Origin of the sequence: Mammaliicoccus sp. O-M54, from assembly GCF_022386035.1 — a bacterium.
Taxonomy (GTDB): domain Bacteria; phylum Bacillota; class Bacilli; order Staphylococcales; family Staphylococcaceae; genus Mammaliicoccus; species Mammaliicoccus sciuri_A.
On sequence record NZ_JAJNJE010000001.1, the window covers coordinates 173,142 to 188,556 of the forward strand.

The window sequence follows — 15,415 nt, forward strand, 5'->3', positions numbered from 1 at the left end:
AAGGTACATATCTGCGGAGTGTACTTGAGGTTAACTGTTGCGACGGTTGCCTCTTTTTTTAGATAGTGATACCATTTTTGATACCATTTTGTCTGAAAACGGGTAATTCTCAAATATATATAGTTTTAAAAACGTTGATATAAAAGGTTTTATAATAACAGAAATAATTATTTAACAGACTTTCTAATAGAAATGGAAGGTTCAATTGGATAATACCAATTAAACTGTGTAAGACAATATTTATAGATAAAATAACCCTGTATAAGTTCTTAGTCGTAAGAACTTATACAGGGTTTTTCTATTTCTTAATCTATTTTAGATAATATGTTTATAAAGTAATCTTCGATTTTGTTCGTGCATGCTTGCCTAGGGTATGGTTCGAGCCTATAGTCTCTCACTCATACTATTCCCTCAGGCGTCAGCACTTAACAAAATCGATGGGAGATATTTTTAATATAGAAAATATATACCTATTTATATGTTTGTGGTATTATTTTTACAAATTAAGGAAATATAAAATGAAGTCTTACAAGGTTATCATAATGAGGTGATCAATGTTGAATAACTTAAAAGAAATTTTTAAAAATATAACAATACTAGAAATTATATGCTTTATACCATTTGTGTTTTTGTTTTCGTATTTACCTAATTCGAATATGATATGTATAATTGTTAATATAGTTATAGTTATTTTTTGTTGCTTAGGTGCTTCACATTTATTTTACTTAATCAAAGATTATAAAAGGAATAAAGCTAACAAGTAAATGGAGGTAGACAGTGTTTAATATCATACTAGATATATGTATATTAGTAATTTCTTTAACCATTTCTATATACGTTGCAATATCTAAAAATATAAATATTATTGCTTCTATAGAGCATGATAAAGTAAAGCCAGAAAATATAGCTAAAATCTCATACATATTTGCTACTTGTTTATTTTTGGGAACAGTGTTAATTGTTGCTGGAGATATAGTTTATGATTTTAATTTTATATTATCAATCATTTCTATTATATTAGGTATTTCAGTACTCTTAATGTTTTATGCCTTATTTATAATGATAGAGAAGAAGTGAATTTTGGATTTATAATACTACCATATAAAGATGGCCCCGTAGAATTTCTACGGGGTTTTCTATGACTTAATCAATTTTAGATAATGTAACGGATGATGTTCTATTTCTTAAGTCTACTTCGATTTCTTCAAGGCTTCTGCCTCTTGTTTCTGGTAAGTATTTAATGACAAATATCATTGCAAGTATACCGATGACTGCAAAGATTAGAAATACTTGTTCGATTCCCATTACTGATGTGAGCAGTGGGAAGAATTGTGCGACTAATAAGCTACCTATTGATAAGGATAATGTCGCGATACCTGTTGCTGCGCCTCTTGCTCTCATTGGGAATAGTTCTGGTAACATGATCCATAAGATTGGTCCCCAAGTGAATGCAAAGAAAACAATGAACAATGTTAAACATGCGACAATAATCCATGCGCCGACTGTTGAATGTAATCCGATTGTCCATACGAGTGTTGCCATAATAAGTAATGAACAAACCATACCGATATTACCTGTAATGAGTAGTTTTTTACGGTCAATTTTATCCATTATATATATTGCAAATATCGTTACAATTACATTGACTGATCCGATGCCGACTGTTCCAAGAATAGCTGTTGCATCTCCTAAACCTGCTTTACTAAAGATTGTTGGTGCATAGTAAATGATGGCATTAATGCCGATGATTTGTTGCAGTAGTGCAAATATACAGCCTATAACAAGTACGGGTCTTAGCCAAACGGATTTTAAGACTGTCCATGTACTTTCTGATATATGAATGATTTCTTTCATTTCATCAATTTCTTTATCAATTTCTGATTGTTTTCTTGTAATTGCCATAACTTTTCTAGCGGCTTTTTCACTTTTATGTTCAAGTAACCATCTAGGGCTCTCTGGCATAAAGTAAACACCGATCATTAAGATGACAGAAGGTACAACTGCTAATCCAACCATCCATCTCCAAGCTTCCATATCTGCGAACGCATAGTTGACTAAATATGAAGCAAGAATACCTATTGTGATCATCAGTTGGTTTAATGAACTTAAAGAACCTCTCGTGTCAGTAGGTGCCATTTCTGATAAATAGACTGGCACAATCGCAGTAGAGCCGCCGACTGCTAACCCGATTATAAATCTACCTATAACTAGGATAATCATTGATTGTGCTAATGATAGAATTAATGCACCGACGATAAAGACAATCGCAATAACAAATACGAGCTTTCTTCGACCGAGTTTATCCGATAGTGGTCCACTGAATCCTGAGCCAAATATTGCACCGACTAACATTGAACTCACGACTAAACCTTCAGTGAAACTTGTGAGTGGTATATCATTTTTTATAAAAAGCAACGCGCCAGATATAACACCTGTGTCATATCCGTAAAGCAATCCACCTAAAGCACCTAGGAAGAAAATTAACTTCGTTCTATAATTGCTTGCTTCCATTTTATTACCCCCATGTAATTTGAATAACGCCATCAGAAACTTTAGTTAAAATAAAAGGTTGAAGCTCGTTGATGGTATTTAATTATTTAAGATAACTAAAAAAGTTGTAATTACACTTTGAATCTGATTTAATTATTAATGTAAGCCTTTTCAAATAGAAAATCAAGTAATATATGAATAAATATATTCTATTTAGTTATTTTAATTTACTTAAAGTTAAGGAGGGGTGTCGTGAAGCAATCATCTCGGATCAATATTAATTTAATGAAAGATTATAATAAGCAACTTGTATTAAGGACGATTCAAAAGTATGGACCAATCTCTAGAGTAGAAATTGCGAATAAAATTGACTTATCAAGACCTTCAGTTTCAGAAATTGTTTCAATATTAATTGATGAACAATGGATAGAAGAGAAGGCAATGGAAAGAAAAGTTAGAGGCAGACAACCTATACCACTTGATATTAATAAAGAGAAAAAAGTGATGATTGGTTTAGAAATTGGTGCATATAGAACGAGTATTATTGTCAGCAATTTAAGAGCGGAAATCCTATTTGAGAAACAAATAGAAATGGATTTACAAAAAGATCCGAATGACATGATTGTTTATTTAGGACAAGAAATTCGTTTAATTGCAGAAGAATATTCAGCGCAACAAATTGAAGTTCTAGGTATTGGAGTAGGCATGCACGGATTGGTCGATACTCAAAATGGTACAAATATCTTTGCGCCAAACTTAGGATGGAGAAATATCGAAATTAAATCGATATTAGAATCTGAAACAGACTTGATGGTCTTAATTGATAATGATTGTAATAGTGCAGCACTTGCGGAAATGTGGTTTGGTCAAGGCAAAGAAGAAACAAACTTTATATCGGTCATCGTGGATTATGGTGTGGGTGCAAGTATTATCAATAATGGATCGATTTTAAGAGGCAATCATCATATTACAGGTCAAATTGGACATGTCACGATAGATCCAGATGGTCCATTATGTTCTTGCGGTAATTATGGCTGTTTAGAAACATTGACTTCAGAAACAGCAATTTTAAAAATGATTAAGCGTCAATTAAAAATTGGTCTTAAAAGTCAAATATTAAATGTACAGTCTGAAATTGATGAATTAAGTATTGAAGATTTTTATGGGGCAGTGAATCAAGGCGATGAATTATGTGTCCAAATTGCTAAAGAAGTTGGTAGGAATCTTGGTTTAGGCTTTGCAATATTAATCAATTTATTTGGACCAAAATTTATTGTATTAGGTGGTAGTTTAACAAAAATTAGTCATCTCTTACTACCAGAAATTAAAGCAATCATTCGGTTAAAAGTAATGGGGGAAGATGCGAAAGGGACTCCAATCGTAACTTCTGCTTTAGGGGACGATTTATACACGATTGGCGCAGCATCTTTAATTGTAGAAGAAATATTCTCATTACCAAAACCAAATAAATGAATATAAGGAGGAATTATAAATGAGTGAATTAAATGAACAAGTCATTATTGTAACTGGCGCAGGAAAAGGTATCGGTAAAGGTATTGCAAAACAACTTGGCAGTAAAGGCGCAAAGATAGTCGTTGCGACAATTGATCCAGAGTTTGGTAAAGAAACAGTAGCAGAAATAATCGATAACGGTGGCGACGCATACTTTGTTGAAACAGATGTATCTAAAGAAGAAAGTATTATTAATATGGTTAACGAAACAGTGAATCATTATGGAAAAATCAACACACTTGTTAATAATGCAGGTATCACAGTGTTTAAATCAATTGAAGAAGCAACAGTTGAAGATTGGGATTCTATTATCAATATTGATTTAAGAGGAACATTCTTATGTTCTAAACATGTCATCCCAGAAATGAAGAAACAAGGTGGCGGTTCTATTATCAATATTTCTTCAAACCACTCAATCGCGACTTTACCAGATACTGATATGTATGCTGCAGCTAAAGGTGGCGTTAATGCGATGACAAGAGGTATGGCATTAAGTTTAGGTAAATACAATATTCGTGTTAATGCGATATGTCCTGGATTTACGAACACATCACATTTAAAAAATTGGTTTGATTCAATGGAAAACGAAGATGAAGTGAGACAAGGTGTCTTAGATTTACACGCGACATCAAGAATTAATGAACCAGAAGATATAGGTAAATTAGCGCAATATTTAGCATCTGATGATTCTGAAATGATGACAGGTGAACACTTAGTCATTGATGGTGGTTTATCTGCACGTTTATACAACGCAGACGGCTATTAAGTTATAAGGAGGGTCATGAAGATGGATGTATTGTCTATTGGAGAAACGATGGTTGTGTTTGCACCTAAAGAAGTAGGACCAATGCGTTATGCTCAAGACTTTTCAACGCATATAGCTGGGGCTGAAACAAATACGCTTATTGGGTTAGAAAAGCTTGGTGTTAAAACTGGCTGGATCAGTCAATTAGGAAATGATGAATTAGGACAGAAGATTTTAAATTTTGTTCGTGGTGAAGGTATTAATGTAGATTCTGTAAAATTAATATCTGAGGCGTCAACTGGCATTTTTCTTAAAGAGAAATTTCGACAAGATCAAACACGCGTCCATTATTATAGAAAAGGTTCAGCAGCTAGTCTAATGTCTGAAGCAAATATAGATGAAAGTTATGTCGCTCAATTTAAATATTTATATGTCACAGGTATTACGCCTGCTTTAAGTGCATCTTGTAAACAAACAATATTTAAACTCATTTCGACAGCAAAATCATTAGGATTACAAATTGTTTTCGATCCAAACTTAAGACTCAAATTATGGTCTGAAGATGAAGCGAAAGAGACATTAAAACAATTAATCGCTTTAAGTGATATTGTGTTGCCAGGAACGAGTGAAGGGGCATTTTTATTCAATACACAATCTGAAGAAGAAATCGCTCAAGAAATTATTAATTTAGGTGCATCAACAGTAGTTGTTAAATTAGGAAGTAAAGGTGCTTACTATGTACATAACGACATTTCAGGTTATGCAAAAGCTTCAAAAGAAATAGAAGTGGTTGATCCTGTTGGTGCTGGAGATGGCTTTGCGGCAGGTTTAATTGCAGGTATTATAGAAGGATTATCCATTCATGAAGCGACTGAACAGGCTTGTAATGCTGGTGCACTTGTGACAACGGTTAAAGGTGATGTTGAAGGCTTACCAACTAAAGAAGAAATTGAACAGATGAAGCATACAGGTCATGTAGATGATGTAATTAGATAAGGAGGCGTCTAAAATAGATACATTACAAACAATCAAAGAAACTAAATTAATCGCAATTTTACGAAATGCAAAACCCAATGATATTTTACCAATCGTAGAAACGTTATATAAAGCAGGTATTCGAGCGATTGAGGTTACGATGAATTCACCTAAAGCGTTAGAATCTATTGAACTGATTTCTAATGAAATGAAGGATAAAGTTGTAGTCGGAGCAGGTACAGTCTTAGATGCAGAATCAGCAAGGTTAGCTATTTTAAGTGGTGCAACGTTTATATTATCGCCAACGGTAGATAAAGATACGATTCGCATGAGTAAAAAATACGGTGCCGTAAGTATACCAGGTGCTTTATCACCAACGGAAATTTTAGAAGCTTATGAATACGGTGGAGATATTATTAAAGTCTTTCCAACAACAAGTTTAGGTCCTGAATATATTAAAGATTTACAAGGTCCATTACCGCATATTCCACTTTTACCAACAGGTGGTGTGAGTATAGACAATGTTACTGACTTTATTGAAGCGGGAGCAGTTGGTGTCGGTTTAGGAAGTGCTTTAGTTAATACGAAAGTAGAAACGAATAAAGCATATTTTGAAGAACTAGAACAAAAAGCACAAGCATTTTATAACAAAGTACATTAAAGAGGAGTGCTAACATGAAGATTGTAGACTATGAGTTGTTTCAAGTACCACCGCGTTGGTTGTTTCTAAAAATTACGACGGATGAAGGTATCGTTGGATGGGGTGAACCTGTAATTGAAGGTAAAGCTCAAACTGTTGGTGCAGCGGTTGATGAATTTATGCAACAGTTGATTGGCAAGGATCCTTTAAATATCGAAGATCACTGGAATATGATGTATAGAAGTAGCTTTTATAGAGGTGGTCCAATTTTAATGAGTGCCATTTCAGGTATAGACCAAGCATTGTGGGATATTAAAGGTAAATATTATAACGCGCCTGTTCATGAATTATTAGGAGGGGCATGTAGAGAATCTATGAAAGTATATTCATGGATTGGTGGTGACAGACCTCAAGATACTGCGAACGCTGCTAAAAAAGCTTTTGAAAATGGTTTTGAAGCAATCAAAATGAATGCAACTGAAGAATTACAATATATAGATAGTTATGACAAGATAGAAAGTGTTGTTCAACGTGTAGCTGGCATTAGAGAAGCAGCTGGCAATCACTTAGGTATTGGAATTGATTTTCACGGGCGTGTTCATAAACCAATGGCTAAAGTCTTAGCGAAAGAATTAGAGCCATACAATCCAATGTTTATAGAAGAACCTGTGTTAAGTGAAAATATAGAAGCGGTTAGAGAAATTAGTCAAACGACTACTATTCCTATAGCACTTGGGGAAAGACTATTTTCAAGATGGGATTTCAAACCTATTTTAGAAAGTGGATTTGTCGATATCATTCAACCTGATTTATCACATGCTGGTGGTATAACAGAATGTAAAAAAATTATTTCTATGGCAGAAGCTTATGATGTAGGTGCTGCACCTCATTGTCCACTTGGACCTATCGCTTTAGCATCATGTCTACAAGTAGATGCAACTTGTCACAATGCTTTTATTCAAGAACAAAGCTTAGGCATTCATTACAATAAAGACAGTGATATTCTAGACTATATTACAAACAAAGAAGTATTTGAATTTAAAGATGGATATGTAGATATTCCTAAAAAGCCTGGCCTTGGTGTAGAAATTGATGAAGCACATGTCAGAAAAATGGCGGAAGTCGGGCATGATTGGCATAACCCAATTTGGAGACATAAAGATGGCAGCATTGCAGAATGGTAAATATAACGTATATTTATAACATGATTAAAGGCTGAGACAATGACGTCTCAGCCTTTAATTGATTTCTCTATATTCATAAACTTGAAGTGGGTTGAACTTTATTAAATAATGATCATACCATGTGCTTAATCCATATTTTTGTTTGTAATGTTCTAAAGCTTCATCTATATAACCTTCAGATACGTCTAAATAATTACTCAGTTCAAATTTATTATGGACACCTGATTGGTATGCTTGCACAATACTTTTTAGAGGTATAATTTTTTCAAATCCTAATCTTCTTGCTTTATGTTCAAATTTCCATTTCCATAATTCACTTGTATCGAGAATATCTCCATAAGATATATCATGATGGGCTAACTCTTCTCCTAGCACTTCTAATTTTTCTTTGTTAGATAAATTATCTTTCAATAAAATTAATCCATCTACATATAAACCTTTCAGTTGATTGGGAAGGTTACTTGTTTCTTTAATCACGATGTGTTCATTATTGATAAGTGTTTTTTCATATCTATTCAAATTATCCCCACCATATTATCCATTTAATAAATCATTTGTTTTGATGCTTTAGAAAATCAACATATTCTAATACTTTCTTCAATTCTTCTTCTGTTAATTCTCCATCTAAATGTGCGGCAATCGTTTCTGCAGTAGAGTTATAAGATTGTTTAGCTTCCCCGTCTAAAATATAACTGACACTCACGTCAAATAACTTTGCCATTTCTTCTATTTTCTTCATCTTTGGTGCTTTTCTTCCTGTTTCCCAATATGAAATGGATTGTTTTGAAACTTGTAACGCATCTGCTAATTTTTGTTGCGTCCATCCATTTTTAGTTCTTAATAAACTTATTTGTTCAGAGAGTTTATTTTGAGACACCATAAGTTTCCCGCTCCTTATATGATTGATACTATTATTATAACCTATAGTTATATTTTATCAATAATTTTGCAGAAAAATATAACTAAAAGTTATTGACGTCAACCAAAAGTTATATTATAGTGTAACCAAGGAGGTGAGACACATGGTTAAAATGAACTTCAAAACAGATAAAGTAAATTTGAATTATTCCGAAGAAGATAACAGAATCCCAATTGATCCAGACAAAGTTAAACAATTTATCGCAATGATAGGTGGGTTCTTAGGTGCACTATATTTAGCATTGAATGCATCTGGTATTTCGGTAGAATGGTTGAACCCTCAAAAGTTAAATGCATGGATGAATGTATTAAACACAGGGATACCTATTGTATTTGTGCTTTATGGTATTTGGAAAAACACATTCATTTTTACAAATCAATCACGTGAACAAGAAAAGTTCTTAAAAGAATCTGGTAAAAAATAAAAATGAGAAAGGATGATTGAATGTTAACAGCTATAACATATTTAACTAAAAAAGGATGGGAAATTTCATCTGACCCAAGAACGTACAATCAATATCCGAAGAACTATGGATACAGAAATTACAGAGAAGATGGCATAAATTATGATGCCTATTGTAGTGGTTATCATAGAGCTTTTGATGTCTATAGTAATGAAACGAATCAAATTCCAGCAGTTACAAGTGGAACAGTTATATTAAGTGAACCATTTGGTAATTTCGGAGGCACAATTGAAATTAGAGATAGTAATGGCAATGATTGGATTTACGGACATATGCAAAGAGATACATTGCAATTTTCTAAAGGTGATAAAGTCATTCAAGGTGACATCATTGGTTTACAAGGCAACAGTAATTATGACAATAATCCGATGAGTGAACATTTGCATATCCAATTACGTCGAAAAGGTGAAGACATTTCTAAAGAAGTAACAAGAGTGTGCAGTGGTATGCCAATTGAAAATTATGATATATCCAAACTTAATCAAAAATTAGATCAATCTAACAATAAAGGAGCCGTTAAAATGAGTAGAAAAATTATGATTGTAGCAGGACATGGATATAATGATCCGGGCGCAGTAGGAAATGGAACAAATGAAAGAGATTTTATTAGAGCGAATATCGTAGACAGAGTAGCAAATTATTTAAAACAAGCAGGTCATACAGTTGGAATATATGGTAAAGACCAAGATATGTATCAAGACACAGCATACGGTGAACAAGTCGGAAATAAAACAGATTACGGATTATATTGGGTGAAATCACAAGGTTATGAAATTGTAGTAGAATTTCATTTAGATTCAGCAGCCGCATCAGCTACAGGAGGTCATGTTATTATTCCAAGTGGATTAGCAGCAGACAGTATTGATACAGCATTACAAGCAGCAGTGAAAAAACATGTAGGTACTGTTAGAGGCATTACAGAAAGAAGTGACCTATTACATTGTAACGTTGCTAAAGCAGAATATATCAATTACCGATTAGTAGAATTAGGATTTATTACCTCAACAAAAGATATGAATTACATTAAAAATAATTTAAATGCATATACTAAATCACTAGCAGAAGCCATTAACGGCGGTGCCCTCAATACGAAGCCAACAACATATACAGTCGTAGCAGGAGATACACTGTGGAGTATCAGTCAAAAAACAGGCGTTACCGTAGCAACATTAAAGAAATTGAACGGATTAACATCAGATGTCATACAAATCGGACAAGTATTGAAATTAAAATAGGAGACAAAATAATGAACAAAAACGCAGAAAAAAATACCTTAACCATAAAAATTATACAATGACGGCCATCATTAAATAACATTATGTAAGGTATCCGAATAAATTAAATATACCACAAAACCCTCGCTATCAACAAACAAATAGCGAGGGTTTTAATTGTAAAAAACTGTATAAAAAGTAATTGGCAGAATATTATGAATTAAATATATTATTCTTAAGACGTCTTGAATAACTTGAACTTAATATATAGATAAGGGGAGAGGCAAAAATATGTGCAGAAAGTAATCCAACATAGCAATTATGGAGAGTTTATAAATGAAGAAAATTACAAAGACTACTATATTTCTTATATTCGGTATTATAACTTTTATATTCTTAAATTTTTATAATTATATAGATGATATTAAATTGCCAGGATACAACAAAGCATTAGTTATAGCAAAGTGGGACAAGAAACATAATAAAGAAGAAATAAATAGGTTATTAGTTAAACTTTCTACTGAACATAATATTTCGATGATTCGAGTAAATGGGAATTATGATGATAATGGTAAAACTAAATATTTATCTCAATATAATTTGAACGAGAAACTTAATTTTAATGAAAAAGCATTTAATCGTAACAAGAAATATCAAATTATAAAACCAGATAATAAAATTTTGGGTAAAGTAAATTTGGTTGGAACAACTTTTTTTATAAAAGAGAATCCCAAGAGTGATTTTTATGAAACATTAGAAGAAAAAGGTTTAACAATTGAAGATTATGAATTTCCATTACATTTAATAATATTGGAATATATAAGTACCCATCAATTACCTTCTACTTTCATAATTTTATTAGTAATAATTTTCATAGCTATTTTATATGATCAACTTGCTTCAGTGAAAGAAATGTCTATTAAACGAATACATGGATTCACATCGTCAAAAATTATAGCTTTACAATTATTAAAAATTACGAAAATCTTTGTTTCACATTTCATAATAATAACTTTAAAGGCAACTATTGGATTATATTTATATAATCAATTGGCACAAATCAGATATATCTTTTGGTCATATTTAATTTGTGTAGTAATATTTTATATTATTTTGATTATGGTATCGCTAATGTCTTACTGGTTAGTATCTAAACAAACTTTTAATATTCAAAAATATATAAAATTTGAAGGTGTTGGCAATAGGTTCCAATACTTACCAAATATAATTAAGTTAATAGTGACTTTAACATTACTCAATGTTATATCGATTTCAATACATAATTACATAGAAACGGTTGACATTGTTAACAGTGAAAAGCATTGGTTTAAGAATAAAGATTTATATATTGCTGATTTGACAACAAATGAAATAGAAACAGGTAAGAAACAGTTTAAATATTCAGATCAAGAAGTGATAAATTTATTAAACAAAATTCCTGAAAAGAATTGGATGCTTACATTTCATAGACATTATAATTGGAAAAAATCTGGGGAGAAATATGATTTAGATAATGCTATCTATGTAAATAAGACTTTTATTGATAGAAATAAAATTAGTATAGAAAACAAAGAATCAGTAGATTTTTCAAAAATTACAGCACTAATTCCTGATAATGGTTTTTCCAAAGAGAATATAAATAAAATAAAAAAAGATTTACAAGAAGAGATTGAATTTTATGATGAAATTGAGAAAGTTCCTAATAAAGAAAGGTATCTAGATATCAAAGTTCATAAAATAAAAAATAATTATAATTTATTTAACTATAGTACAGGTGTATATAGTAAAGAGGTTATATCTTATAATCCAGTAATAATAATATTACCTAAAGGTTATTATCCAATTTCTTTCTATAGTTCTGCTACATCACAAGGGTTATTGCTCTTTAATGATTATGATCTAATTAAAAGTAAACTAGATAATAATAAGTTTGATACAGAAATTCAAGGTTTGACTAATGCTTATAGTAGTGTATTGACTGAATATAATAAAATAAAACGTAATCTATTTGTTTCTGTTACTACCTCTATACTAGGAATCATAATATTAATTTCAGTATATCTATTTATTATTAATATTTATTGTGATAGAGAGAAAAAAGTGATATTTGTAAGAACTATTCATGGAGATTCTTTTTTTAAAAAGCATATAAGTTTTGTGATAAATAGTTTAGTTTCTACATTTATAGCATTATTTATTGTGAATTTTTTTGATATTGTAGAAATTTCATTCAAATTAATGATTTCAATCATTCTTTTCGAATTACTTTCTGTCATGATTTTTATTAATCGATATGAATATCATTTGTTGAAAGATGCAAGAAGAGGTGAGACTCAATAATGAAAAAGTTAATTTATACATTAATAGCAAGCATTATGATTATTTGTATAATTTTATTTACGATGAAAAATATTGATGAAAAATTGGATGTAGTAAATCCCTTTGTTAAAAGAGGGTGGAGTTATGCTAAGGTTCCATATAGTAGCGATGCTGAACATTTAAGTAAACAAGAAATAATAAATATCCAAGATTATAAAGATATTGAATCTTATGATGAAAATGGTCATAAAAATAACTACCTATTGGACTTTAAAGGTCATAGCCCTTCTGAACAATATGTCAAAATCGATCACAAAGGTAAATGGGTTTATTTTATAGAATATATTAGTAAATCTGAGTATGAGAAGATGATTAAACAATGATCCGTGTAAATAATTTAAGAAAACAATTTAATGGTGTTAATTTATTTAGTGATTTGAGTTTGAATATTAACAAAGGTGAAATGGTCGCCATAACTGGGAGAAGTGGTTCGGGAAAATCTACTTTATTAGGTTGTATGTGTGGCTTAGAAAAAATTGATGGTGGCACTATCTATATTGATGGTGATGACATAACTAAGATGAAACGTAAACATAAGATGCTTTTATATCGAAATAAGTTAGGCTATTTGTTTCAAAACTACGCACTTATCACACATGAAACGATTGAATATAATTTGGACATCGTACTAACTTATAAAAAATTGAGTAAATCACAGAAAAAAGTATTGAAAAATGATGTCATGAAAAAAGTAGGATTAAATAAACCACTTAATACTAAAATTTATACATTAAGTGGAGGAGAACAACAAAGAGTCGCAATTGCTAGGTTACTATTAAAAGAACCTCTAATCATTTTTGCAGACGAGCCAACAGGTGCTTTAGACAATGATAATAAATATAAAATACTTGAACTTTTATCAGAATTTAAAGGTAAATCTACTATATTAATTGTTACGCATGACGAGGAAGTTATGAAATATTGTGATAGAAATATACAACTTGCTACATGAATGAGTTGATACACATTTAAAACGGCTAGGACATTATAGTTTGTCATAGCCGTTATTTTTTTATGAGTTGAAAAGAATGGTGAATTTAGTAACAAAAGTCGGCGGAAGTGTAACTAAGACGGCTTATAATTACAGATTGTATAAGAAGTGTAACGAACGACATACGATTCTTTACTGCTCATTCATAGTTTTACATAATTTTAATCAAACAAACTGAACTATAAATACTCTGTGTGGTATGATGAGTATGGTGATGAGATATGATAAAAATTGGCCTAACTGGATGGGGAGATCATGATTCTTTATATGAAGACCTGTCTAATAAAAAAGAAAAGTTAAAAGCATATGCTGCTCATTTTCCTATTGTGGAATTAGATGCAACTTATTATGCGATTCAACCGCAACGAAATATTGAAAAATGGATTCGGGAAACGCCTAATAATTTTAAGTTTGTTGTTAAGATTCATCAGGCGTTAACAGGTCATGCTGAGGTAACTGATTTTGCTGAGGACAAAATGACATTATTTAATTTATTTAAAGATTCGATGGCACCGTTGAAAGCATCAGGAAAGTTAGCGATGATTCTCGTACAGTTTCCACCTTGGTTTGATTTACAGCCTCAAAATATTAATTATTTACGTTATGTACGTGAGCAATTAAAAGATTTTGACGTTTGTATCGAATTCCGTAATCGTACTTGGTTTAAAGAAGATGTTAAAGAGTATACGTTGGAATTTTTAACCGAAATGAAATTTATTCACAGTGTTTGTGATGAACCGCAGAGTGGAGAAGGGTCTATACCACTTATTAATCGCATTACGCATGATGTTGCTTTCGTCCGTTATCATGGTCGAAATGTAAACGGATGGACGAAGAAAGATATGACAGATCAAGAGTGGCGTGATGTCAGATATTTATATAATTATAATGAAGCAGAACTTAAAGAGTTAGCTGATAAAGTTAAAATTTTAGAGCATAAAGCGAAAGATGTTTATGTAGTATTTAATAATAATTCTGGTGGACATGCTGCACAAAATGCCAAAACTTACCAAAAGTTATTAGATATAGAATACGAAGGTTTAGCGCCTAAGCAACTTAAATTATTTTAGAGGTGACAGGTATGGCATATTTAGTGTTAATTATTATAGGTGTATCGTCTGCAATATTAGGGGCGTTAGTTGGAATTGGTGGCGGAATTATTATTGTTCCGTCACTCGTATATTTCGGTATAGATCATCAATTATTGTCTGGTATGACACCACAAAGAGCGATTGGTACATCATCAGTCATTTTAATTACAACGGGTTTAACAGCAACATTAGGCTATTTGAAAACAAAGCAAGTTGATGTAAAAAATGGATTGATATTCTTAGTTGGTATCATTCCGGGTGCTTTACTCGGTGCATATTTAAGTAAGTATTTTACTTTAGATTCATTTAATTTGTACTTTGGTATTTTCTTAATCTTTATTTCTATCGTATTAATGATACGTAATCGTGTGAAACCAATAAAGTATTTCCAACAAGAAAAGTATTTAAAATCTTTTACAGATAGATATGGCGAACATCATAAATACGGTGTACCACCGTTTGTTGCTATTGTTTCATCATTTATTGTTGGTATAACGACTGGTTTATTCGGTATCGGTGGTGGTGCATTGATGACTCCATTGATGATTATTGTATTTAGATTTCCACCACATGTTGCTGTTGGTACAAGTATGATGATGATATTCTTCTCAAGTTTATCAAGTTCTGTCAGCCACATTGTGCAAGGTAATGTACTTTGGGTACATGCGATTGTATTGATTATTTCAAGTTACTTTGGTGCAAAAATTGGTGTAAGAATAAATAGTAGAATGAAGTCAGACACTGTCGTTTTAATTTTAAGATTTACAATGTTAATCTTAGGTATATATTTGATTATAAAAAGTGTTTTATAA

General features: G+C 31.4%; 17 protein-coding genes. 14 read left to right on the plus strand and 3 right to left on the minus strand.

Annotated features, from left to right (window positions below; genetic code table 11):
• Positions 1-554 precede the first annotated feature (554 nt).
• Together LQ673_RS00980 and LQ673_RS00985 are read left to right on the plus strand one after the other, a co-directional pair.
• Positions 555-764 carry a DUF6007 family protein gene (locus LQ673_RS00980; RefSeq protein WP_126476600.1) on the plus strand — a complete coding sequence of 70 codons (210 nt, stop codon included), beginning with the start codon at positions 555-557 and terminating at the stop codon, positions 762-764.
• Between the two features lie 13 nt (positions 765-777).
• Positions 778-1,077, plus strand: a complete 300-nt coding sequence (locus tag LQ673_RS00985) for a hypothetical protein (protein ID WP_159315262.1) — start codon at positions 778-780, stop codon at positions 1,075-1,077.
• A 66-nt stretch (positions 1,078-1,143) separates the two neighbouring features.
• On the opposite strand, the gene glcP is transcribed toward LQ673_RS00985, so the two are convergent.
• Positions 1,144-2,511 carry a glucose transporter GlcP gene (glcP, locus tag LQ673_RS00990; protein ID WP_126476598.1) on the minus strand — a complete coding sequence of 456 codons (1,368 nt, stop codon included), beginning with the start codon at positions 2,509-2,511 and terminating at the stop codon, positions 1,144-1,146.
• A gap of 231 nt (positions 2,512-2,742) precedes the next feature.
• Here glcP and LQ673_RS00995 point away from each other — a divergent pair, with 231 nt between their 5' ends.
• From LQ673_RS00995 to dgoD, 5 genes are read left to right on the plus strand one after another with little or no spacing between them, the layout of a single operon-like run.
• Positions 2,743-3,963, plus strand: a complete 1,221-nt coding sequence (locus LQ673_RS00995) for an ROK family transcriptional regulator (protein ID WP_191836567.1) — start codon at positions 2,743-2,745, stop codon at positions 3,961-3,963.
• Positions 3,964-3,982: 19 nt separating this feature from the next.
• Positions 3,983-4,768: an SDR family NAD(P)-dependent oxidoreductase gene (locus LQ673_RS01000; RefSeq protein WP_107565548.1), complete on the plus strand. Its 786-nt coding sequence runs from the start codon at positions 3,983-3,985 to the stop codon at positions 4,766-4,768.
• Positions 4,769-4,789: 21 nt separating this feature from the next.
• The gene (locus tag LQ673_RS01005) at positions 4,790-5,743 is read left to right on the plus strand and encodes a sugar kinase (protein ID WP_126476596.1); all 954 of its coding nucleotides are present in this window, start codon (positions 4,790-4,792) and stop codon (positions 5,741-5,743) included.
• 31 nt (positions 5,744-5,774) lie between these two features.
• On the plus strand, positions 5,775-6,383 hold the full coding sequence (locus tag LQ673_RS01010; protein ID WP_316251584.1) for a bifunctional 4-hydroxy-2-oxoglutarate aldolase/2-dehydro-3-deoxy-phosphogluconate aldolase: 609 nt from the start codon (positions 5,775-5,777) through the stop codon (positions 6,381-6,383).
• Between the two features lie 14 nt (positions 6,384-6,397).
• Positions 6,398-7,546 (plus strand): galactonate dehydratase, encoded by a 1,149-nt coding sequence (gene dgoD, locus LQ673_RS01015; RefSeq protein WP_126476594.1) that lies wholly within the window; start codon positions 6,398-6,400, stop codon positions 7,544-7,546.
• Positions 7,547-7,600: 54 nt separating this feature from the next.
• On the opposite strand, the gene LQ673_RS01020 is transcribed toward dgoD, so the two are convergent.
• The gene (locus tag LQ673_RS01020; protein ID WP_126476593.1) at positions 7,601-8,065 is read right to left on the minus strand and encodes an ImmA/IrrE family metallo-endopeptidase; all 465 of its coding nucleotides are present in this window, start codon (positions 8,063-8,065) and stop codon (positions 7,601-7,603) included.
• 31 nt (positions 8,066-8,096) lie between these two features.
• Positions 8,097-8,426 (minus strand): helix-turn-helix transcriptional regulator, encoded by a 330-nt coding sequence (locus tag LQ673_RS01025; protein WP_126476592.1) that lies wholly within the window; start codon positions 8,424-8,426, stop codon positions 8,097-8,099.
• Positions 8,427-8,568: 142 nt separating this feature from the next.
• On the opposite strand from LQ673_RS01025, the gene LQ673_RS01030 reads away from it, so the two are divergent.
• The 7 genes from LQ673_RS01030 (at position 8,569) to LQ673_RS01060 (ending at position 15,415) form a co-directional block, all read left to right on the plus strand.
• On the plus strand, positions 8,569-8,889 hold the full coding sequence (locus tag LQ673_RS01030) for a phage holin (protein ID WP_078099932.1): 321 nt from the start codon (positions 8,569-8,571) through the stop codon (positions 8,887-8,889).
• A gap of 20 nt (positions 8,890-8,909) precedes the next feature.
• Complete coding sequence (locus LQ673_RS01035) at positions 8,910-10,163, plus strand: N-acetylmuramoyl-L-alanine amidase (protein WP_126476591.1); 1,254 nt, start codon at positions 8,910-8,912, stop codon at positions 10,161-10,163.
• Positions 10,164-10,478: 315 nt separating this feature from the next.
• Positions 10,479-12,482, plus strand: a complete 2,004-nt coding sequence (locus tag LQ673_RS01040; RefSeq protein WP_196307677.1) for a hypothetical protein — start codon at positions 10,479-10,481, stop codon at positions 12,480-12,482.
• Positions 12,482-12,844 (plus strand): YxeA family protein, encoded by a 363-nt coding sequence (locus tag LQ673_RS01045; protein WP_058591498.1) that lies wholly within the window; start codon positions 12,482-12,484, stop codon positions 12,842-12,844. The genes LQ673_RS01040 and LQ673_RS01045 overlap by 1 nt, the downstream gene beginning before the upstream one ends.
• Entirely contained in the window at positions 12,841-13,473 is a 633-nt protein-coding gene (locus LQ673_RS01050) for an ATP-binding cassette domain-containing protein (protein ID WP_037588831.1), read from the plus strand. Before LQ673_RS01045 ends, LQ673_RS01050 begins: the two co-directional genes overlap by 4 nt.
• 260 nt (positions 13,474-13,733) lie before the next feature.
• Positions 13,734-14,582 (plus strand): DUF72 domain-containing protein, encoded by an 849-nt coding sequence (locus LQ673_RS01055; RefSeq protein WP_204171236.1) that lies wholly within the window; start codon positions 13,734-13,736, stop codon positions 14,580-14,582.
• An 11-nt stretch (positions 14,583-14,593) separates the two neighbouring features.
• Positions 14,594-15,415 (plus strand): sulfite exporter TauE/SafE family protein, encoded by an 822-nt coding sequence (locus LQ673_RS01060; protein WP_126477217.1) that lies wholly within the window; start codon positions 14,594-14,596, stop codon positions 15,413-15,415.

Coding starts and splice junctions, on each gene's coding strand:
- LQ673_RS00980 (WP_126476600.1), top strand. CDS start 555: ATGTTGAATAACTTAAAAGAAATTTTTAAAAATATAACAATACTAGAA.
- glcP (WP_126476598.1), bottom strand. CDS start 2,511: ATGGAAGCAAGCAATTATAGAACGAAGTTAATTTTCTTCCTAGGTGCT.
- LQ673_RS01000 (WP_107565548.1), top strand. CDS start 3,983: ATGAGTGAATTAAATGAACAAGTCATTATTGTAACTGGCGCAGGAAAA.
- LQ673_RS01005 (WP_126476596.1), top strand. CDS start 4,790: ATGGATGTATTGTCTATTGGAGAAACGATGGTTGTGTTTGCACCTAAA.
- dgoD (WP_126476594.1), top strand. CDS start 6,398: ATGAAGATTGTAGACTATGAGTTGTTTCAAGTACCACCGCGTTGGTTG.
- LQ673_RS01025 (WP_126476592.1), bottom strand. CDS start 8,426: ATGGTGTCTCAAAATAAACTCTCTGAACAAATAAGTTTATTAAGAACT.
- LQ673_RS01030 (WP_078099932.1), top strand. CDS start 8,569: ATGGTTAAAATGAACTTCAAAACAGATAAAGTAAATTTGAATTATTCC.
- LQ673_RS01035 (WP_126476591.1), top strand. CDS start 8,910: ATGTTAACAGCTATAACATATTTAACTAAAAAAGGATGGGAAATTTCA.
- LQ673_RS01040 (WP_196307677.1), top strand. CDS start 10,479: ATGAAGAAAATTACAAAGACTACTATATTTCTTATATTCGGTATTATA.
- LQ673_RS01045 (WP_058591498.1), top strand. CDS start 12,482: ATGAAAAAGTTAATTTATACATTAATAGCAAGCATTATGATTATTTGT.
- LQ673_RS01050 (WP_037588831.1), top strand. CDS start 12,841: ATGATCCGTGTAAATAATTTAAGAAAACAATTTAATGGTGTTAATTTA.
- LQ673_RS01055 (WP_204171236.1), top strand. CDS start 13,734: ATGATAAAAATTGGCCTAACTGGATGGGGAGATCATGATTCTTTATAT.
- LQ673_RS01060 (WP_126477217.1), top strand. CDS start 14,594: ATGGCATATTTAGTGTTAATTATTATAGGTGTATCGTCTGCAATATTA.